The sequence below is a fragment of the Mesorhizobium sp. M1A.F.Ca.IN.022.06.1.1 genome (genome assembly GCF_003952605.1).
In the GTDB taxonomy this organism is placed as follows: domain Bacteria; phylum Pseudomonadota; class Alphaproteobacteria; order Rhizobiales; family Rhizobiaceae; genus Mesorhizobium.
This window is the reverse complement of the sequence record NZ_CP034455.1, coordinates 5,211,560-5,230,296: the sequence shown is the minus strand read 5'-3', so window position 1 is coordinate 5,230,296 and position 18,737 is coordinate 5,211,560. Positions and strand designations below refer to the sequence as shown.

Annotated in this window: 17 protein-coding genes; 6 read left to right on the top strand and 11 right to left on the bottom strand. The window is 64.1% G+C overall.

Annotation, left to right across the window (positions count from 1 at the left end; translation table 11 throughout):
- Positions 1-77 precede the first annotated feature (77 nt).
- Entirely contained in the window at positions 78-1,109 is a 1,032-nt protein-coding gene (locus tag EJ078_RS24920; protein ID WP_127403479.1) for a hydroxyacid dehydrogenase, read from the top strand.
- A gap of 227 nt (positions 1,110-1,336) precedes the next feature.
- Positions 1,337-1,642: a hypothetical protein gene (locus EJ078_RS24915; RefSeq protein WP_095779425.1), complete on the top strand. Its 306-nt coding sequence runs from the start codon at positions 1,337-1,339 to the stop codon at positions 1,640-1,642.
- Between the two features lie 92 nt (positions 1,643-1,734).
- On the opposite strand, the gene otsB is transcribed toward EJ078_RS24915, so the two are convergent.
- The 11 genes from otsB to EJ078_RS24860 all read right to left on the bottom strand — a co-directional run bounded on the left by otsB (position 1,735) and on the right by EJ078_RS24860 (position 14,716).
- The gene (gene otsB / locus EJ078_RS24910; RefSeq protein WP_095802300.1) at positions 1,735-2,517 is read right to left on the bottom strand and encodes a trehalose-phosphatase; all 783 of its coding nucleotides are present in this window, start codon (positions 2,515-2,517) and stop codon (positions 1,735-1,737) included.
- A complete protein-coding gene (locus EJ078_RS24905) occupies positions 2,514-4,307 on the bottom strand; it encodes a trehalose-6-phosphate synthase (RefSeq protein WP_127214913.1) in 1,794 nt (597 codons plus the stop codon). The genes otsB and EJ078_RS24905 overlap by 4 nt, the downstream gene beginning before the upstream one ends.
- Before the next feature lie 188 nt (positions 4,308-4,495).
- Positions 4,496-6,658: an amylo-alpha-1,6-glucosidase gene (locus EJ078_RS24900; RefSeq protein WP_067328824.1), complete on the bottom strand. Its 2,163-nt coding sequence runs from the start codon at positions 6,656-6,658 to the stop codon at positions 4,496-4,498.
- Positions 6,659-6,698: 40 nt separating this feature from the next.
- Positions 6,699-7,757 carry a glycosyltransferase family 4 protein gene (locus tag EJ078_RS24895; protein WP_127214912.1) on the bottom strand — a complete coding sequence of 353 codons (1,059 nt, stop codon included), beginning with the start codon at positions 7,755-7,757 and terminating at the stop codon, positions 6,699-6,701.
- A gap of 150 nt (positions 7,758-7,907) precedes the next feature.
- Complete coding sequence (locus EJ078_RS24890) at positions 7,908-8,621, bottom strand: L-iditol 2-dehydrogenase (protein ID WP_208720902.1); 714 nt, start codon at positions 8,619-8,621, stop codon at positions 7,908-7,910.
- A 40-nt stretch (positions 8,622-8,661) separates the two neighbouring features.
- A complete protein-coding gene (locus EJ078_RS24885; RefSeq protein WP_095802296.1) occupies positions 8,662-9,420 on the bottom strand; it encodes a glucose 1-dehydrogenase in 759 nt (252 codons plus the stop codon).
- A gap of 40 nt (positions 9,421-9,460) precedes the next feature.
- A complete protein-coding gene (locus EJ078_RS24880; protein WP_127214908.1) occupies positions 9,461-10,189 on the bottom strand; it encodes an SDR family oxidoreductase in 729 nt (242 codons plus the stop codon).
- A 21-nt stretch (positions 10,190-10,210) separates the two neighbouring features.
- A complete protein-coding gene (locus EJ078_RS24875) occupies positions 10,211-11,464 on the bottom strand; it encodes an ABC transporter permease (RefSeq protein WP_066992162.1) in 1,254 nt (417 codons plus the stop codon).
- Positions 11,461-12,273, bottom strand: a complete 813-nt coding sequence (locus EJ078_RS24870; protein WP_066992159.1) for an ATP-binding cassette domain-containing protein — start codon at positions 12,271-12,273, stop codon at positions 11,461-11,463. The genes EJ078_RS24875 and EJ078_RS24870 overlap by 4 nt, the downstream gene beginning before the upstream one ends.
- Positions 12,274-12,536: 263 nt before the next feature.
- Positions 12,537-13,604: a sugar ABC transporter substrate-binding protein gene (locus tag EJ078_RS24865; RefSeq protein WP_066992156.1), complete on the bottom strand. Its 1,068-nt coding sequence runs from the start codon at positions 13,602-13,604 to the stop codon at positions 12,537-12,539.
- A gap of 227 nt (positions 13,605-13,831) precedes the next feature.
- A complete protein-coding gene (locus tag EJ078_RS24860; protein WP_066992353.1) occupies positions 13,832-14,716 on the bottom strand; it encodes an AraC family transcriptional regulator in 885 nt (294 codons plus the stop codon).
- 274 nt (positions 14,717-14,990) lie between these two features.
- Here EJ078_RS24860 and EJ078_RS24855 point away from each other — a divergent pair, with 274 nt between their 5' ends.
- The 4 genes from EJ078_RS24855 to EJ078_RS24840 all read left to right on the top strand — a co-directional run bounded on the left by EJ078_RS24855 (position 14,991) and on the right by EJ078_RS24840 (position 18,724).
- Positions 14,991-15,593 (top strand): ANTAR domain-containing response regulator, encoded by a 603-nt coding sequence (locus tag EJ078_RS24855; RefSeq protein ID WP_127214906.1) that lies wholly within the window; start codon positions 14,991-14,993, stop codon positions 15,591-15,593.
- On the top strand, positions 15,590-16,822 hold the full coding sequence (locus tag EJ078_RS24850) for a CmpA/NrtA family ABC transporter substrate-binding protein (RefSeq protein ID WP_095824986.1): 1,233 nt from the start codon (positions 15,590-15,592) through the stop codon (positions 16,820-16,822). The genes EJ078_RS24855 and EJ078_RS24850 overlap by 4 nt, the downstream gene beginning before the upstream one ends.
- 357 nt (positions 16,823-17,179) lie before the next feature.
- Positions 17,180-17,359 carry a hypothetical protein gene (locus tag EJ078_RS24845; RefSeq protein ID WP_095802340.1) on the top strand — a complete coding sequence of 60 codons (180 nt, stop codon included), beginning with the start codon at positions 17,180-17,182 and terminating at the stop codon, positions 17,357-17,359.
- Between the two features lie 63 nt (positions 17,360-17,422).
- On the top strand, positions 17,423-18,724 hold the full coding sequence (locus EJ078_RS24840; protein ID WP_127403481.1) for a nitrate/nitrite transporter: 1,302 nt from the start codon (positions 17,423-17,425) through the stop codon (positions 18,722-18,724).
- Positions 18,725-18,737 lie beyond the last annotated feature (13 nt).

Here is an 18,737-nt window from a genome sequence, read left to right as displayed (position 1 = left end):
CGCCGTTGTAAATCGTTTCATCGGGAGTAAAAACGCTGATATGATTGGTGCGATCCAATCGCGCCGGGAGGAAAATCATGTCCAACAAAGCCTCGCCGCTGGTGATCAGCGCACCCGAACCGCGCACGCTCGACCTGATCTTCACGCCGCCGCAGCTGGCGCGCTTCCGCAAAAGATATCGCATCGTCGAGACAACGCCGGAAGGCGTCTCGGAGTTGCCGACAGATGTGCTGGCCGAAGCCCGCTACATCGTCGGCCAGCCGCCGATCACCCCTCAGACGCTGGAGAGGTTGAAAGCGCTGCGCTGCATCTTCAACGTCGAGACCAATCTCATCAACAACATGCCCTATGAGACGCTGTTTGCCCGCGGCATTCACGTCGTCACCACCGGCCTGGTGTTCGCGGAGCCGGTGGCGGAACTCGGCCTTGCCATGGCGCTAAACCTGGCGCGCGGCATCGTCGATGCCGACCTCGCCTTCCGGCAAGGCAAGGAACTATGGGGCGGTGACGGCAACCAGACGGCGCGACTCCTCTCAGGTTCGGATGTCGGCATCATCGGCTTCGGCGATCTTGGCCGCGCTCTCAATCGGCTGCTGACCGGCTTCCGAACGCGCACTAGGGTCTTCGATCCCTGGCTACCGCCTTCCGTGCTGGTGGAGCAAGGCGTCGAGCCGGCCTCGCTCGACAAGGTGCTGTCGGAAAGCGATTTCGTTTTCGTCGTCGCCTCGGTGACCAGCGAGAACCAGGGTTTTCTCGGCGCCGACGCTTTCGCCAAGATGCGCCAGGGCGCCGCTTTCATCCTGCTCAGCCGCGCCGGCGTCGTCGATTTCCCGGCGCTGATAGAAGCGGTCAAAAGCGGCCATGTCGTTGCGGCCAGCGACGTGTTTCCCGAGGAGCCGCTGGCCAAGAACCACCCGGTGCGCTCGCTTTCCGGCTTTCTGCGCTCGGCACACCGCGCCGGCGCGCTCGACGTTGCCTTCAAGCGCATGGGCGACATGGTGCTGGAGGACATGGACCTCGTCGATCGCGGTCTGCCGCCGATGCGCTCCAAGCGCGCCGAGCGAGAGACCGTTTCGCGGATGCGCTCCAAGCCGGTCGACAGGAACTGATCGCGCCTCGTCGCCTGGAACATTAGCGTTCCTGCTACTGATTGCCGCCCTGAGTGTAATGCAACCAAACTTAACGGCCGGACCACGGAGAGTTTCGGCCCTCTCAGGACCATTTTTCTTCAGAATTTTTTTCTGCATTTCACGGGAATAGAGGAACTTTGATCCGGACCTTCCGTTGATGACACGATCGTTTCTCGAACGATCCAGAGAAACAGGAGGTTTATGTCATGAACATCAAGATGATCTGCCTTGGCGCAATGACCCTTTCGATGGTCGCCGGCTCGGCTCTCGCCGCTGGCGAAACCGGCACGTCGGCGCTGGATGACCCAGCCAAGATGCAGCCCTTCTACACCGACTCCAGCATGAAGACGATGGTCAGCAAGGACGCCTTCGTGAAGGCGTGGAAGGCAATGTCGCCGGAGGACCAGACCGCGATGATGACGGCTTGTGAGGACGAGGCCAAGAACGCCAATGCAGCCAACAGCCATCCGGAGTTCTGCAGCAGCGTCAAGGAGAACGGCGGCAGCAAGTAGCCAATCATTGCAGCTACCGACAAAACGGCCCCGTTGTGGGGCCGTTTTGCGATCCAAGACGAAGGACCGTGACGCACTTTTCCCGAGATTGATCAGGCAACCAGATCGCTGCGGTCCGCCGGTTCGAAGCCGTCATTGAAATTCGCCGCGAGCCAGGCGATCGCGCTGGCGACATCGGCGATGGCGAAACGCGCCGCGGTCTCGCCCTGCGGTCTCACGCGGATCGAGATCCCGCCCGCGGCATTGACGGTCTCAAAACCGTTTTCGTCGGACGTGTCGTCGCCGAGGAATACCGGTCGCCGTCCGGTGAAAGGTTCAAGCTGCATGAAGCGCCGGATCGCGGCGCCCTTGGCCGCCTCTAGCGGCATCAGTTCGACACCGGCATTGCCGGCAATTACGCGGTAGCCTTTCGGCAGCCGGGCAAGTGCTGTCTCGACCAGTTCCGTCGCGCGGGCCAGCAATTGCGGCGCTGCCCGCGTGTGGATGGCGAGCACCGGCCCCTTGCGCTCGACATAGACAGCCTTGCTTGCCAGCTCCAGCTCGATTTCGTCGGCAAGTGCGGCCATATCCGCCGGCTCGTCGGCGGCCTCGATTTGTCCGTCCGGTGTCAGCCTGTGCTCCAGCCCGTAGAGGCCGGCGATTCGCAGCTTCAAAGGCTCGAACAGCCGGTCGACGGCCGCGATAGAGCGGCCGGTGATGAAAGCCAGCGCTCCATCCAGCCGGCGCTCGACCGCTTGCAGCAGCGAACGCAACTCCGCGCTGACCGCGACGCTATCTGGATGGGCGGCGTGCTCGAGCAAGGTGCCATCGATATCGAGGAAGAGCGCCCACCGGCCTTCGGGAAGCGGTGGTGTCAAATCTGCTTGGATGTTCATCGGAATCCGACTGCCTGTTTGCGTTCGAAGATAGAGACGACATTGTCGCCGTTGGTGTTTGCCGAGCGGTCGGACAAGGCCGTGACGCGGTCGAGCTCGCCGCGCTTCCTCAATCGCGCCGCGTCGAGCAGCATGCTGCCGGCCCAGCGATAGACATTGTTGTCGCGTACGATCTCGCGCATGCGGCGCATGCGCTCGCGCTGCTCGTCGGGCCCCATGACCAGCGCCTGCCGCATGGCTTCGCTCATCATCGCCGCGTCGTAAGGATTGACGATCAGCGCCTCGAGCAGTTCGCGCGAGGCGCCGGCAAACGTGCTGAGCAGGAGCACGCCCTCTTCGTCGTCGCGCGCGGCAACGAACTCCTTGGCCACGAGGTTCATGCCGTCATGCAGGCTGGTGACGAGGCAGATGTCGGCCGCGCGGTAGATCTTGTAGACGTCCTTCTGCGAGTGATGCTCGGCCACGAGTACGACGGGACGATAGCAGCCGTTGCCGTAGCGCTCGTTGAGTCCCTCGGCGAGCCGCTGGCATTCCTCATGCAGGTGCTTGTAGGCCGGCAATGTGCCCCGGCTCGGTGCGGCGACCTGCAGGAACACCGCCTTGCCGATCATTTCAGGGTAGCGGATGAACAGTTCCTCCAGCGCATGGAAGCGGTCGAGAATGCCCTTGGTGTAGTCGAGGCGCTCGACACCGACGCACAGCTTGGCGTCGGCTGGAATCCCGAACCGCTCGCGGATTTGCGCGCGGCATTCCTCGACCGGCGGCAGGCTCTTCAGGAGCTGCACAGGCCATTCGATAGAGATCGGGTAGGCGTGGACCAAAGTCGTCTGGCCGCCATAGGACACCGCGGCATCCGCCCGTTCGATCCGGCTCTCCATAAAACGGTCGACGCTCTCGGTGAAGTTGTTGGCATGGAACTGGGTGTGGAAGCCGATGATCGAGCTGCCCAGCAGCCCATCCAGAATGCGCTCGCGCCACGGACAGATGCTGAACACTTCCGAATTCGGCCACGGGATGTGCCAGAAGGTGATGACAATCGCCTCGGGCAGGCGCTCGCGGATCATGCGCGGCAGCAGCGCGAAATGATAATCCTGGACCAGCACGATCGGCCTCTCGTTGCGCGCCTCGGCAACCACCGTTTCGGCGAATTTGCGGTTGACGGCCTCGTAGGCCGCCCAGTCCGACTCGCGGAAGATCGGTCGGGTAAAGGCTATATGGCAGAGCGGCCAAAGCCCTTCATTGGCGAAGCCGAGATAATAGCCCTGATATTCCTCATCGGTCAGCCAGACCCGGCGCAGGGCATAAGATGGATTTTCGGGCGGCACCTGTACCCGGTCGTGGCGGTCGACGACCTGACGATCCGCGCTTCCGCCGCCATAGGCGATCCAAGTGCCGGCGCAGGCGCGCGTGATCGGCTCCAGTGCCGAGACCAGTCCGCTCGCCGGCACGACGAGCTCGACATCGCCGTTCTCGTCCTCATTGTGGATGTAGGGCTCGCGGTTGGAGACGACGATGACCTGTGCGTCCGGCAGATCCTCGGCAAGGATCTTGCGCAGCGTCTCCGGTGACCAGGTGACGAGGGCGGCGTCGACCGACTGCCCGTTCTTCTCGAATTCGCGCAACACCTTGCGTGCAGCTTCCGATGCGACGTCCTCGCCCGCACCGGGCGTGTTCACAGCCGGTGCATGCTGGTGACGGTGCCTGGTTATTGAGACGAAGATCGCGAGAGCGCTGAGTCCGAGACTAGCTAGTATAAGGACCCACAAGAGGTCGACGCCATACTGTGCCATTGATGCCAGGTTGCCTCCGGCTGTCCGCTATTTTGTTTTCGTTCTTGCCGGCTGCGGAGAGGTGTGCCGGTTCCGGTTTGCAAACGCATAGGGCGCTCGTCGGTTCCGACATTTTTCGACTGCCGGATGCATTTGCGGAACTCCGCTCTCGTAACGGTTTTCCGTCCGGAATTGCGCAATCGACCCGTCTAAGTCCGCACAATCAGCGGCACCAGGCCCTCATGCCGATCGGCGAGGAAGGCAACGACGCGGTCCCCGACACGCTGGAAGGTGAGGTCGATAGTCTTATTGCCGACGGACAGATGCCGGAGCGTGAGCGTGTCGATACCGATAGGCATCCGTGGGCGGGTGACGCGCAACTCGCCTTTCCAACCGTCGATTTCCAGACCGAGGCAGGCCTGCATCAGCATGAAGGTGGAGCCTGCCGACCAGGCCTGCGGCAGACAGGCGACAGGATAGGCGATCGGCGCCTCGCCTGGCGCCCGGGTGAAGCCGCAGAACAATTCCGGCAGCCGCATGTTGAAGTGCACGGCCGACTCGAACGTGCCGCTCATCAGCCGCACGACACTTTCGCGCTCTCCATAGCGCGAGAGGCCGACACCGCAGAGCGCCGTGTCGTGCGGCCAGATCGAGCCGTTATGGTAGGACATTGGGTTGAAGAAGATCGCGTCGTCCGCAAGCGTCCTCAGTCCCCAGCCGGAATGGAAGGAAGCCGACAGCAATTGATCGGCGACAATCTTGGCGCGCTCCGGCTGCGGCAGCCCGGCATAAAGCAGATGCCCCGCATTTGACGTTCGCACCTTGCAGGGCTGGCCTTCGCCGTCGATCGCGATGGCGTAGAAGTTCAGATCCTCGATCCAGAAGTCACGCTCGACGGCGATCCGCATTTCCTCGGCGCGGTTCTCCCAATGTTCGGCATCGGCAAACTCGCCGCGGCGGCGTGCGAGCGCGGCAAGGCCGCGATAAGCGGCAAAGACATAGCCTTGCACTTCGACCAGCGCGATCGGTCCCTTGGGCATGCGGCCGTCGGCATGGAAGACCGAGTCGACGCTGTCTTTCCAGCCCTGGTTGGCGAGGCCGGACTCCGCTGCGCGTTGGTAGGTGACGAAACCCGTTGCCCGGCTTGCCTCTTCCGTCCACTCGGCCGCCGCCTTGAGCGATGGCCAGAGCGTGTCGATGAAGGCCATGTCGCCGGTGCGGTCGGCATAGGCGCAGGCGAGATGAATGTAGAGCGGGGTCGTGTCGACGCCGCCATAATAGCGGCCGAAGGGAAGTTCGCGCAGCGCCGCCATTTCGCCCTTGCGCGTCTCGTGCATGATCTTGCCTGGCTGGGAATCGATGAAGGGCGACGTCTCCGTCGCCTGATGTTCGGCAAGGAACGCCAGCACGCCGCGCGCGAGACCCGGATTGAGCCACAGCATCTGCAAGCCGGAGATCACGCCGTCGCGGCCGAAGGCCGTGGAGAACCACGGGATGCCGGCATAAGGATAAGGCCCGGTAGGAAGCTCGGTGGTAAGCAACGCGACATCCGCGCGGGCGCGTTCGACCCAATCGTTGAAGACGCGACCGGAGCTGTGGACCGTGGCGCCATGCCGACGCTTGGCGCGCATGGCAAAACGCGCGCGTGCGGCAGCGGCCCGGAACCGGTCGCGATTCGGCGTTTCGGCAACTTCCGGGCCCACCTCGACATAAAGCACCTTGCTGCTGCGCTTGGTCACCGCGATCAGGAAGTCGGCTCGATTGTCGCTCAGTTGGTCGGGAGCTTGCGAGAAGGAGATTGCCGACTGGCGCGGCAGGCCGTCGAGACCGTCATAGCCGAGCATAACGGAGGCCTTGTCGGTCTTCGCCAGATGGACCGTTCCACGTTTCGGCCGTGTCGAGCCGCGCACCTCGAACATGTCGCGAAAGTCGGCGGCGAAATGCAAGGAGATGGCGATGGTCGAATGCTCGCGGCTGTAGTTGGAAAGCGTGATGCGATCGAATAGTCTGTCCTGCCAGATCAGCCTGACGCGCTCGATATGGATCGCGCCTTGCGGAATGTCGCGGCCGGCGGCGCTCTGTATCGGCAAGTTGGTGAGGTTGCTGGTGAAGAGAACATTGTCCTGGCTGAGCGAGGCGCCGAGCAGCGACATCGGCCTGCCGCCGATCGTCAGGCGGAACTCGGAAAGAACGCGCGTGTCGTCGCGAAAGAAACCGTCGCCGGCGCCCCTGATGTCACCATAGGCGTCGGTGACCGCGAAACAATCGCCCTGTTTGAGCGCGAACAGCCGGTGCGGCTCCCGCGGCGCAGTTTCGTCGAGCGAGGCAAGGGCTACGGCGGGATCGAGCTTGCGCTCGTCGAGCTGCGTCATTCGTGACCTCTTCGCTTGCCCCGCCCCAAGAGAATGCCGATCAGGAGGCTCTCGCCTCCTGGATGCCGATCAGGCGCATATAGGCGGCAAGATAGTCGCGCGCCATCCTGGTGGCTGAAAACCGCTTTTCGAAGACCACTCTCACCTGCCGTCGTTCCAGTCCGAGCAGGACCGGCATCGCAGCGACCGCATCATCGACAGAGTCCACGACAAAGCCGGTCACGCCCTGGTCGATGAGCTCCGGCAGGGCGCCGCAGTTCCAGGCGATTACCGGCGTGCCGCAAGCCATCGCCTCGATCGGCGCCAGGCCGAACGGCTCCGGCCAGTCTATGGGAAACAGCAGGCCCGCGGCATTGCCGAGAAACTCGGCCTTCTCGTGTTCCGCGATCTCGCCGACATAGTCGACCCGGTCGCCGTCGACGAGCGCCTCGATCTCGTCGTGAAAATAGGCGCGATCGTCATCGCCGATCTTGGCCGCCAGCTTAAGCTTCAAACCGGAACTTCGCGCGATCTCGATCGCTCGATCCGGGCGCTTGTCGCGAGACAGCCGGCCCAGGAAAGCCAAATAGGGTTCCTCGGCCGAGGGATTGTAGGTGGGCTGATACGCATCGACCGGAATGCCGTGATGGATCGTCGCCAGCCAGTTGGCGTCGGGCAATCCGCGCTTCTGGCTGTGCGAGATGGAGATCATCGGAAAGCGCGGGAAGCGCTTGTAGGCCGGCGCCAGGTCGACATAGTCGAGCCGGCCATGCGGGGTCGTCACCGTTCGCCCCGCCATGTGTTCGAAGAATGGAAAATGCACGAAATGGCTGAGATGGAAGTGGATGACGTCGAACTCGTCCGCCCGCTCGCGCACCTGGCAAAGCATCGCCATATGCGCCGCAATCTCGGACTTTTTCGGCCGCGGATCAAGACGGATCGCCTGGTCGCGACCGGGCACCAGCCGCGCCGAGGTCTCACTGTCGCCGCTGGCGAACAGGGTCACTTCGTGCCCGACTTCCACCAGCGCTTCGGTGAGATAGGACACGATCCGCTCGGTGCCGCCATATAGTTTCGGCGGCACGGATTCATAGAGCGGCGCGACATGAGCGATGCGCATGGTTCCCTCAAATGGTTGATGGGAACCAAAATGCGTCAGCCGCCAGATCGTTCCTGCCCGATTGTCGCAGGCGGGGCCTCGAGCTTCGGCCAATCAACTCATCCAGTTGCCGCCGTCCACATTGAGCGTCTGCGCCACCACGTAGTCGGCCTAGCTCGATGCCAGGAAGACGGCCGCACCCCGGTAATCGTCGGGATCGCCCATGCGTCCGGCCGGCACCGCCAGCCCGACCTGCCGCTTCTTCTCGCCGATCGGCAGGTTCTCGTAGCGCGCGAACAGCGCGTCGACCTGGTCCCACATCGGCGTGTCGACCACACCCGGCGCGATGCCGTTGACGTTGATGCCGTGCTTGATCAGCGCAAGGCCGGCCGACTGCGTGATGCTGATTACGGCGGCCTTGGTGGCGCAGTAGACGGCGACCAGCGCCTCGCCGCGCCGACCCGCCTGCGAGGCCATGTTGATGATCTTCCCCTTGCGCCCCTGGGCGACCATACGCTTGGCCACCGCCTGCAGCGTGAACAACAGCCCTTTCACATTGACCGAGAATTGCAGGTCGAAGCTTTTCTCCGAAATCTCGAGAAGCGGGCCCATGTCGAAGACGGCGGCATTGTTGACCAGGATGTCGATCCCGCCATGCGTCCTCGTCACCGAAGCGACCATCGCGTCGATCGAGGCGAGGTCGCGCACGTCGAGTTGCAGAGCGGTAGCTTTGCCTTCGAGCTCGCGCGCAAGCGCTTCCGCCTTGTCTAGTGCCATATCGGCGATGACGACATGGGCGCCTTCGGCGGCGAAACCGCGCACGATGGCTGCGCCGATGCCTTGCGCGCCGCCAGTGACGACGGCGACCTTGTCCTTGAGTTTCATCGCAATTCTCCTGTCTCAGCGCCCTAAGCTCAGCGCCATCTCAGCGTGTGGTATAGCCGCCGTCGATGACCAGCACCTCGCCGGTCACGTAGCTTGAGGCGGGAGAGCACAGGAAAAGTGCGGCCGCCGCAACTTCTTCCGGCTGGCCGACGCGGCCCATCGGCGTCATGCCGCGCCAGATCGGGAACCATTCCGGATTCTCGATGCCGCCGCGCGAAAGGTCCGTTTCGATATAGCCGGGCGCGACGGCGTTGACGCGGATGTTATCGGCCGCCACCTCGCTGGCGAGGCTCTTGGTCATCATGTGCACCGCCGCCTTGGAACTGTTATACGCAACCTGGTTCTGGGGAATGTTGGAGACGATGCCGGAAATCGAGCCGACATTGAGGATCGCGCCGCCTCCCTGGCGCCGCATCGGCGCCAGCGCCGCCCTGCAGCAGCGGAAGACGGCATCGACATTGATCGCCATCGTCTGCCGCCAGATGTCCTCCGGATAGTCGCCGCTGTCGCCATGGATGGCGATGCCGGCGCTATTGACCAGGATGTCGAGGCGGCCGGCCTTGGCGAGCGTGTCGGCGACCAGCCTGTCCGGCGCTTTCTCGTCCAGCATCTCGGCGGCGTGAAAGTCGAAGGCGAGGCCCGCGAGTTCCTGCCGCGCATCATCCTTCATCGTCCGGCCCGCAACGACGACGCGTGCGCCGGCTTCGCCGAGCGCCTTCGCGATGGCGAGGCCGATGCCGCGCGTGCCGCCGGTCACCAGCGCGACCCTGTCGTCCAGTCGGAAGCGGTCGAGGATCATGGCGGCGGTTCCGTTCTGCGAGGGCCGGTCGGCGAGCCGCTCAGATGTCCACGCTCTGCGGCAGGATGACGAGGTCGCGAATGGTGATGTTGCGCGGTCGCGTCAGCATGAACAGCACGGCGTCCGCCACTTCCTTCGCCTCCATCAGGCTGCCGGCGGCGAGCGCTTCTTCCATCTTGGCCTTTGGCCAGTCGCTGAGCAGCGCCGTCACCACCGGACCGGGAGCGACTGCACCGACGCGAATGCCGTGCTTCAGCACCTGGCGCCGAACCGTATGGACGAATGCCTGCACGGCGAATTTCGAGGCGGTGTAGATCGGCTCCCAGACCACGGGAACGAAGCCGGCCACCGAACTGGTGACGATGATATCGCCCTTCTTCCGCTCGATCATATGCGGCAGCACGGCGTGCACCGTGCGGAACACGGCGTTGACGTTGAGGTTGAGCATCCTATCCCACTGGTCGGGATCGCCCGACGCTACCTCCCCGCCGACATAGGCGCCGGCATTGGCATGGAAGATGTCGAGCTGGCCCGCCTTTTCGAGGATCTCGGGCATCATGCGGTTGACGCTCGCCGGATCGAGCAGGTCGGTGACGACGGCATAAGCATTGTCGCCGAGCTCCGCGACAAGTTCCTGAAGCCGGTCCTCGGCCCGGTCGACCAGGACGACCTTCGCGCCGGCTGCGAGCATGGTGCGGGCGCATTCCAACCCGATGCCCGAGGCAGCGCCAGTGATTGCGGCAACCTTGCCGGAAAGACTTTCAAACATTGCGATCCTCTTCGATAGGCCTCAGGCGCGGCCGTGTGAAACACGCGAGCGGCGGGCGAGAGAATCGACGATGACCGCGATCGCCAGCACGCAGCCGGTGATCATGTACCGGAGCGAGGATGACAGATCGAGCAGCGTCAGGCCGCTTGCGATGGATTGGATGACGATGATGCCGAGCAGCGCCGAATAGGCGCTGCCGCGGCCGCCGAACAGGCTGGTGCCGCCGATGACGGCCGCCGCGATGGCGTTGAGATTGACGTCGCCGGTGCCGGCCTGCTGGCTGGCGGTTGCCAGGCGTGCTGCCGAGAGCAGGCCGCCCGTCGCCGCCAGCGTGGCGCAGAGCGCGAAGGCGCTGGCGTAGATCAGCCGGACATTGATGCCGGCGCGACGCGCCGCTTCGCGGTTGCCGCCGACAGCGGTCATCGAGCGGCCCCATTGGGTGCGCTTCAGCGCATAGTTCATCGCCACGACCAGGCCGACGAACAACGCGAACATCCAGGGCACGCCGCGCGACAGATTGAGGTAGTAAGCCACCAGTTCGAGCGCGACCGTGATCGCGACGGCCTGGAGCAGCAGCCCGCCGAGCGAACGCGATGACAGGCCGGCGGCCTGGCGGCGTTGCGCCTTGCGATAGCCGAGAGCCAGGGCAAGCACGCCGGGCACGACGGCCAAAGTGTGCGACACCCAGTGCGGCATCACGAGCAGCTGTCCGAAATTCACCAGCGGCGAATCGTAAGGCAGGTTGATCGAGCCCGTCGGGCCGAGGATGTAGAGCTGCAATCCCAGGAAGGCGAGCAGGCCCGACAGCGTCGAGACGAAGCTTGGCATGCCGAGCCTATTGAGCAGCAGCGCGTAGACGCAGCCGGTCACGAACCCGACCGCCATCGCCGCCAGCATGGCAAGCGCGACCGGCCAGCCCCACTGCACCCACAGCACGCCGAGCAGCGCGGAGGCCAGGCCGCTGACGGACCCGACGGACAGGTCGATCTCGCCAACCATCAGCACGCAGACGATGCCGAGCGAGATGATGCCGACGGTCGAGCAGTCGAACAAAAGATTGACCAGATTGTTCGGCGACAGGAATACCGGGTTGAGCGTCTGGAAGATGGTGCAGATCAAAACCAGCCCGACCACCACGGGCAGCGAGCCGAGATCGCCGGAGCGGACGCGGTCGAGGAAGCCCCTGATGGCGCCCTTCGCGCCGCTGCGATCCTTCAGCCGTTCGTCGCTGCGATCGAGCAGCGCGCCGGGATTGCGGTCGGACGCCGTGGTCATGGCTGTTCTCCTTGCGCCTTCTCGGCCGTGCGCCTGCCGCGCCGCGAGACCGCATTGTCGTCGGCGCCGGTGATCGCGGTGACCAGCTCCTGATTGGAGGCGCCGGGCAGGAAGATGCCGTTGTTGCGGCCGAGCCTCAGCACCACGATGCGGTCGGCCACGGCGCGCACGTCCTCCATGTTGTGGCTGATCATGACGACGCCCAGCCCGCGATCCCGCACGCGCTCAATGAGGTTCAGCACTTCGGCGGTCTGCGCGACGCCGAGTGCGGCGGTGGGCTCGTCGAGGAGGATCACGCGCGGCTCCATCAGCAGCGAGCGGGCGATCGCCACCGTCTGCCGCTGCCCGCCCGACAGCGACGCCACCGGCTCGCGCACGCTGGGAATCCGTGCCGAGAGCTCGTTGAGCAGTGTCCAGGCGCGGACCTCCATCGAGACCTCGTCGAGGCGAAGCGGATGAAGCTCGCGGCCGAGAAAGATGTTGGCCACGACGTCGAGGTTTTCGCAGAGCGCGAGATCCTGGAAGACGGTGGCGATGCCGAGCTTCAGCGCCGCGGCGGGATTGGCAAGCGTCACCGGCTGGCCGTCGAAAGTGATCGAGCCCGAGCTCGGCATATGCGCGCCGGCCAGGATTTTCACCAGCGTCGACTTGCCGGCGCCGTTGTCGCCAACCAGGGCGACGATTTCCCCGGCATTGATGTCGAGATCGACGTCGGTGAGAGCCGACACCGCGCCGAAATTCTTCGAGATGCCGCGCAGGCTAAGCACCGGCGGACGGCTCGTCGTGGGCGGTGCGTCGGGTATTGCCATTGCGTGTCTCTCTTCCCGCGTTTTGGTCGATCTGTCCGGCCGCCAGGAGGTAGCGGCCGGACACACCCGGCTCTCAGCCCTGACGGGGCCAGCCGAGCATATCGCAGGCGACGCGGCTGCGCCGCATCGCTGTTGGAGACGATACGGCTCCGCCGCCTCGCTCCTCGAAGACGATGCACCCTTGGGCCGCATCGCTTCTGGGAGACGATGCGGCTTCAGCCGCATCGCTTTGGGAGACGATGCGGCTTCAGCCGCATCGCTCCTTATTGAATGCCGAGCTTCTTGCAGCCTTCGGCGTAGCGGTCGGTGCAGAGCTGGGCTGCGGTCTGGATCTTCTTGTCGATGATTTCGGCCTTCAAATTCTCCTGCGTCACCACCGCCGGCACGAAGAGTTGCGAGGGCGTATCGTATAGCGTTGTCTCGGCTTTCGGAGTCTCGCCCTTGAGAAGCTGCACAGCAACGTTTGCCGCCGCCGCGGCGACGATTTCGCTCGGCTTGGAGATAGTGTTGTACTGGTCGCCGGCAATGATGAGCTGCAAGGCGGCGATCGTCGCGTCGTTGCCCGTCACCGGCGGCACCGGATCGACGCCGGCTGCCTTGAAGGCGGCAATAGCGCCGCCGCCCGTGCCGTCATTGGCGGCGACCACGCCGACGATCTTGTTACCGAAGCGCGAGATCTGTCCCGCCGCCCATTGCTGGGCATTCGATGGCGCCCAGTTCGGCGTATCAAACTCGGCGAGCGTCTTGTAGCTGCCGGTCTTGAGACCCTCATGGATGCCGTCCTTGATCAGGCCCGCCGCGGCGTCGGTCGGCGAGCCGTTGATCTGCAGCACGCCGACATCGCCGTCGCTCGACACGCCCTTGGCCTTGAGATGCTCGACCAGCGAGGCGGCGATCGCCTTGCCGATGGCCTTGTTGTCGAACGATACATAGAAATCGGCCTTGGCCGTGGGGATCGGACGGTCATAGGCGATCACCTTGACGCCCTGAGCCTGCGCATTGTGCACCAGCGAGGCCGCCGCCGCGGAATCGACCGGGTCGAGCACGACAACCTTCGCGCCCTGGGTGATGACGGAGTTGAACTGCTGCTGTTGCTTGGTGACGTCGGCGTCCGCATTGAGATAGAGCACCTTGCAGCTGTCGCAAAGCTTCTTCATTTCAGCGACGAAGCCCGGATGATCATGCTCTTCGTAACGCGTCGAGCCCTGGTCGGGCATCAGGAACGCGACCGTGGAGCCGGCGATATCCTGCGCATTGGCAAAAGTCGCCCCAAGAGCGAGGCTCGAGACGGCCATCGCGGCTGCTGTCAATCTGGACACGTATCTGGACATAAGGTCTTCTCCAATTCCCATTGTGTGATCTAAACGGACTTCGACATCGAGTCGCGGATGCTGCTCGCGCACCCGATTGGAAGTCCAGTGAACTCGTGCAGCAGCCTCACGGCTTCCTCCCGCTGGCATGACACGAGGAAATACTCGTCCATCGCTGGTTCGCTTGCGCGACCCACCGCTTCGTCCTGGTTCTTGTCTAAGGCTTGTTTCTCCTCCCGAACTCCTTTCTATGCGGCGCGCGCGGCCGCGAAATTATCCGCAACCAATCTCCTGAACTGCGAGGGCGGCATGCCCTTCTCGGCCAGGAACTGGCGATTGAAGTTCGACAGATTGTTGAAGCCGACCTCGAAGCAGATATCCGAGATCTGCGCCTCTTCGTCGCTCATCAGGATCTGGCAGGCGAGATTGATGCGCAGCCGCTTGATGTACTGCAGCAGCGACATGCCGGTATGCTTGCGAAACGAGCGCGAGAAGGCGCTCGGCGTCTGTCCCGCGATTGCCGCCAGATCGCCTTCGTTGAATTGCTGGGTCAGGTTCTCGCGGATATAGGCGAGCGCCTGGTTCATGCCCGCAGACATGTATCCGGATGGGTCCGGCAGATAGTTCTCGCTGGCGAGCACGCGCGGCGTAGTTTCGCGGCTCAGCGCCTCCATGATCGACATGAACAGGCTGATCCTGTGAACGCCGTAAGCATGCGTGATCTCCGCCAGCAACGGCATGACCGCCCTGCTCACACTGGCGCTGAACAGGACGCCGCGCCGCGCGAGCTCGAGCAGTGGCGAGACCGCGCCAAGCTCGGGAAAAGTGGCGATCGCGCCGCCGATGAATTCCTCGCTGAACTGGACCAGCCTGCAGCGCAGCGGAACTGACTGACCTTCCGGAACCTCGCTGATCCAGTTGTGCGGCAGGTTGGGACCGGTGAGAACGAGGTTGCCGACCTCGAACTCGCCGATGAAGTCGCCGACGAAATAGCGGCCCTTGGTCGCCACGATCTGGTGCAGTTCGTACTCCGGATGAAAATGCCAGCGCACCGTATGGTAGGGATAGCCATGCCACCTCACCGCGAACGACTCGCCAGGCCTTATCTGTATGACTTCCAGATCGGGTCCCATCGATTCCTCCCGCAGGCTGTCGCCAGCCTTCGAACCGCGGCCGTTTGTTCCGGCTCATCTAGGGTCAGGATAGCGGCGGCCAAGGATGTCCGCCACCTCGCCACGCCGCGCCGACTGATACGTTTTTGACCTTTTTGGCCCAGCGAAAAACCTGCCTTCGAAAATTAGAAGCTTCGAATATCGGCGACTGGCCGGCGGCGTTTGGGCGTGGGAAAGTCGCCGCGGACCACGCTACCGCATTGCACAATTCCGGCCGGGCTGCACAATAGGGCGCATGTCCGCTGGTTCGTTGACCATCCTTGTTATCGACGAGAACCGCATCCGCGCCTCGATCATTGAGGCCGGATTGCGGGACGCCGGCCATCGCCATGTCACCGTTGTTCATGACGTGGCCGGCATTGCCAAGCGCATCGCCGAGATCGAGCCGGATGTCATCGTCATCGATCTCGAAAACCCCAACCGCGACATGCTGGAGAACATGTTCCAGCTTTCGCGAGCAGTGAAACGGCCGATCGCTATGTTCGTCGACCGCTCCGACCGGGCCTCGATCGAGGCGGCGGTCGAAGCCGGCGTGTCCGCCTATGTGGTCGACGGGCTGAAGAAGGAGCGCATCAAGCCGATTCTTGACATGACGATCAGCCGCTTCAACGCCTTCTCGCGCATGGCGCGCGAACTGGAGGAGGCGCGCAGCGAGCTCGAGAACCGCAAGGTCGTCGATCGCGCCAAAGGCATATTGATGAAGTCGCGCGGCTTGAGCGAGGAGGCCGCTTACGCGCTTCTTCGCAAGACCGCCATGAACCAGAACCGCAAGATCGCCGACATCGCCCAGAGCCTGGTGACGGCGGCGGGATTGCTGGGCCCGCTGGAGGGCAAATGAGCAAGACTGCCGCGCACGAGATCACCGCCGGCTTCATGCCGCTCTTCGACAGCGCCGTCCTTGTAGCGGCCGGCGAGATGGGCTTTGCCGCCCGCGAAGGCATCGAGCTCAAGCTGCATCGCGAGACCTCGTGGGCCAACATCCGAGACCGCATCGCCATCGGCCATTTCGATGTGGCACATATGCTGGGGCCGATGCCGCTCGCCTGCAGCCTCGGCCTCACGCCGCTTGCCTCGGAGACCATAGTGCCCTTCTCGCTCGGGCTTGGCGGCAACTGCGTCACCGTCTCCAATGCGGTGTGGCAAGGCATGGCGGCGCACGGGGCCGCGCCCGATCTCGATCCGGCGCGCGCCGGGACGGCGCTTGGCGCTCTGATCCGCGAGCGGGCGGCCGCCGGCCGCGAGCCTTTGCGTTTCGCCGTCGTCCATCCGCATTCCGGGCATAATTACGAGCTGCGCTACTGGCTCGCCGCCTGCAGCATCGATCCCGACCGCGATGTCGAGATCGTCATCGTGCCGCCGCCCTTCATGGCCGATGCGCTCTCCGCCGGCCGCATCGACGGCTATTGCGTCGGAGAGCCCTGGAACAGTGCCGCCGTCGCCGCCGGCACCGGCCGCATCGTCACCGTCAAGGCGCTGCTGTGGCGCAACAGCCCGGAAAAGGTGATCGGCGCGCGCAGAAGCTGGGCCGAGGAAAACCCCGACGCGCTGGCGGCGTTGCTGAGAGCGCTGCATCACTCCGCGCGCTGGTGCCAGGATCCGGTGAACCGCGGCGCGCTGGCCGCGCTGATGGCCAAGCCTGCGTTCCTCGGGCAGCCGGAGGCGATCCAGATGCCGGCACTCACCGGGCGACTTCAGCTCGGCGGCGGCCCGGAGCGCAGCGTTGAGGCTTTCTTCCTGCCCTTCGACAAGGCGGCGAACTTTCCCTGGAAGAGCCATGCGCTCTGGTTCTACACGCAGATGGTGCGCTGGGGACAATTGCCGCATACGCCGCAAAACCTGGCGATCGCCCGCGACTGCTACCGGCCCGATCTCTACCGCTCGGCGCTGAAGCCGCTCGGCGTGGCCCTGCCCGGCGCCAACGCCAAAGTGGAAGGCGCGCTGAAGACCGCGACGCCGGTCGGCTCGGCCGGGGCGAGCCTTGTGCTCGGCCCGGACGGATTCTTCGACGGCCAGATCTTCGATCCCGATCGGATCGATGCCTACATCGCGGCCCAGAATCGCGACTGATCATTTGCGCGCCATTCTTGTGCATTGCACAAAATTTGTGCGCCCTGCCCGCTCCCTTGATCAACGTTTGACCGTGTCTCGGCTCGGCCGGGCCGGCGCCTGAAGCGCCTACCGCTTTGATTCTCCTGGAAATCCGTCTTCCACGCAAAACTGGCACGCTTCGTGCTTTAAGATAATCGCGCCCCTCGCGGGCAATAGAACAGGCGTCCAATGGCGGGCGCCACAGGCAAAGCTGCCGCTCAGGTCGACGCGTGTCCCGGATGTACGGACGCGACAGGCCTGGTCGGCAGCTTTTTTGTTTTGGACCGAAACGCAATCGAAGGCGCCGATCCCAGGCGGCGCCGGACGGAGACGACGATGACGAAACGGATCGGAACTGGCGCTTCCCTAAAGGATTTCACCCGCCGCGATTTCCTGGCGAGCAGCATCCTGACGGCGGTGGGGTTCGCCGCCGCGCTTCTGCTGTTTCCCACCAATCACGACAGAGAGGCCAAGGGTCCGCAAGTCACCGCGCAGGTCCCAGCCTCGGCGCGCTGACCGATGCCGAGCCTTTGATCAACACAACACGCGGTGCCTCCCACGCCGCAAACGGAGCCGACCATGACCGCAAACCTCCAAGCCGCGCCCAGCCAGGACAGTAGCTCCCGGCAGGCGCTCGTCATCTCCACCATCGCCTTCACCGTCTGCTTCGCGGTGTGGACGATCTTCTCCATCATCGGCGTGCGCATAAAGCAGGAGCTCGGCTTGAACGAGACCGAGTTCGGACTGCTGGTCGGCACGCCGATCCTCACCGGCTCGCTCGTGCGCATGGTGCTCGGCGTCTGGACCGACCGCTACGGCGGCCGGCTGGTCTACACCATGACCATGCTCGCGGCGGCGGTCGCGACCTTCCTGCTCGCCTTTGCACATACCTATGAACAGATGCTGGTCGCGGCGCTCGGCGTCGGGCTTGCCGGCGGCTCCTTCGCGGTCGGCGTCGCCTATGTCTCGCGCTTCTTCCCCGCGCGCAAACAAGGCACGGCTCTCGGCGTCTTCGGCGTTGGCAATGTCGGCGCTGCGGTCACCAAGTTCCTGGCGCCGCTCGTACTGATTGCCTGGGGCTGGCAGTCGGTCGCGCTGATCTGGGCCGCGGCGCTGGTTGTCATGGCCGGCGTGTTCTGGTTCATGACCAGCGACGATCCGGTTATCCGCGAGCGCCGTGCCGGTAAGGCAGTACCGGCGAGAAGCTTCTGGCAGGAATTCGCGCCGCTGAAGAACCTGCAGGTCTGGCGCTTCGCCTTCTACTACTTCTTCTCCTTCGGTGCGTTCGTGGCGCTGTCGCTTTGGCTGCCGCGCTATCTGATCGGCGTCTATGGCTTCGGCATCGCCACCGCCGGCATGATCGGGGCCGCCTATTCGATCCCCGCAAGCATTTTCCGCGCTTATGGCGGCGTGCTTTCCGACCGCATCGGCGCCCGTACCGTGCTCTATTGGACCTTCGCCGTATCTGCCGTCGCGACCCTCGTTCTGTCTCTCCCCTCGGCAGATTACGTCGTGCGCGGTATCAGCGGGCCGATCCCGTTCCATGTCGAGATCGGCCCGCTCGCCTTCATCGCCGTCGCCTGCGTGCTCGGCTTCTTCATGAGCCTCGGCAAGGCCGCCGTCTACAAGCACATCCCCGTCTACTACCCGCAGAGCGTCGGCGCGGTCGGCGGGGTGGTGGGCATGATCGGCGGCCTCGGCGGCTTCATCCTGCCGATCGCCTTCGGCGCGCTGAACGACCTCACCGGCGTCTGGTCGAGCTGCTTCATGCTGCTGTTCGTCATCGTGGTCTCGTGCCTTCTCTGGATGCACGCCACCATCCGCCGGATGGAGCGCGCGGCCGCCGTAAAGCCCGCGCCCCTCACCTACGCCGCCGAATAGATCGGAGCTGACC

What these genes read in the sequence shown, in the direction of transcription:
- EJ078_RS24920 (WP_127403479.1), top strand. Translation starts at nt 78, where the DNA reads ATGTCCAACAAAGCCTCGCCGCTGGTGATCAGCGCACCCGAACCGCGC.
- EJ078_RS24915 (WP_095779425.1), top strand. Translation starts at nt 1,337, where the DNA reads ATGAACATCAAGATGATCTGCCTTGGCGCAATGACCCTTTCGATGGTC.
- otsB (WP_095802300.1), bottom strand. Translation starts at nt 2,517, where the DNA reads ATGAACATCCAAGCAGATTTGACACCACCGCTTCCCGAAGGCCGGTGG.
- EJ078_RS24905 (WP_127214913.1), bottom strand. Translation starts at nt 4,307, where the DNA reads ATGGCACAGTATGGCGTCGACCTCTTGTGGGTCCTTATACTAGCTAGT.
- EJ078_RS24900 (WP_067328824.1), bottom strand. Translation starts at nt 6,658, where the DNA reads ATGACGCAGCTCGACGAGCGCAAGCTCGATCCCGCCGTAGCCCTTGCC.
- EJ078_RS24895 (WP_127214912.1), bottom strand. Translation starts at nt 7,757, where the DNA reads ATGCGCATCGCTCATGTCGCGCCGCTCTATGAATCCGTGCCGCCGAAA.
- EJ078_RS24890 (WP_208720902.1), bottom strand. Translation starts at nt 8,621, where the DNA reads ATGAAACTCAAGGACAAGGTCGCCGTCGTCACTGGCGGCGCGCAAGGC.
- EJ078_RS24885 (WP_095802296.1), bottom strand. Translation starts at nt 9,420, where the DNA reads ATGATCCTCGACCGCTTCCGACTGGACGACAGGGTCGCGCTGGTGACC.
- EJ078_RS24880 (WP_127214908.1), bottom strand. Translation starts at nt 10,189, where the DNA reads ATGTTTGAAAGTCTTTCCGGCAAGGTTGCCGCAATCACTGGCGCTGCC.
- EJ078_RS24875 (WP_066992162.1), bottom strand. Translation starts at nt 11,464, where the DNA reads ATGACCACGGCGTCCGACCGCAATCCCGGCGCGCTGCTCGATCGCAGC.
- EJ078_RS24870 (WP_066992159.1), bottom strand. Translation starts at nt 12,273, where the DNA reads ATGGCAATACCCGACGCACCGCCCACGACGAGCCGTCCGCCGGTGCTT.
- EJ078_RS24865 (WP_066992156.1), bottom strand. Translation starts at nt 13,604, where the DNA reads ATGTCCAGATACGTGTCCAGATTGACAGCAGCCGCGATGGCCGTCTCG.
- EJ078_RS24860 (WP_066992353.1), bottom strand. Translation starts at nt 14,716, where the DNA reads ATGGGACCCGATCTGGAAGTCATACAGATAAGGCCTGGCGAGTCGTTC.
- EJ078_RS24855 (WP_127214906.1), top strand. Translation starts at nt 14,991, where the DNA reads ATGTCCGCTGGTTCGTTGACCATCCTTGTTATCGACGAGAACCGCATC.
- EJ078_RS24850 (WP_095824986.1), top strand. Translation starts at nt 15,590, where the DNA reads ATGAGCAAGACTGCCGCGCACGAGATCACCGCCGGCTTCATGCCGCTC.
- EJ078_RS24845 (WP_095802340.1), top strand. Translation starts at nt 17,180, where the DNA reads ATGACGAAACGGATCGGAACTGGCGCTTCCCTAAAGGATTTCACCCGC.
- EJ078_RS24840 (WP_127403481.1), top strand. Translation starts at nt 17,423, where the DNA reads ATGACCGCAAACCTCCAAGCCGCGCCCAGCCAGGACAGTAGCTCCCGG.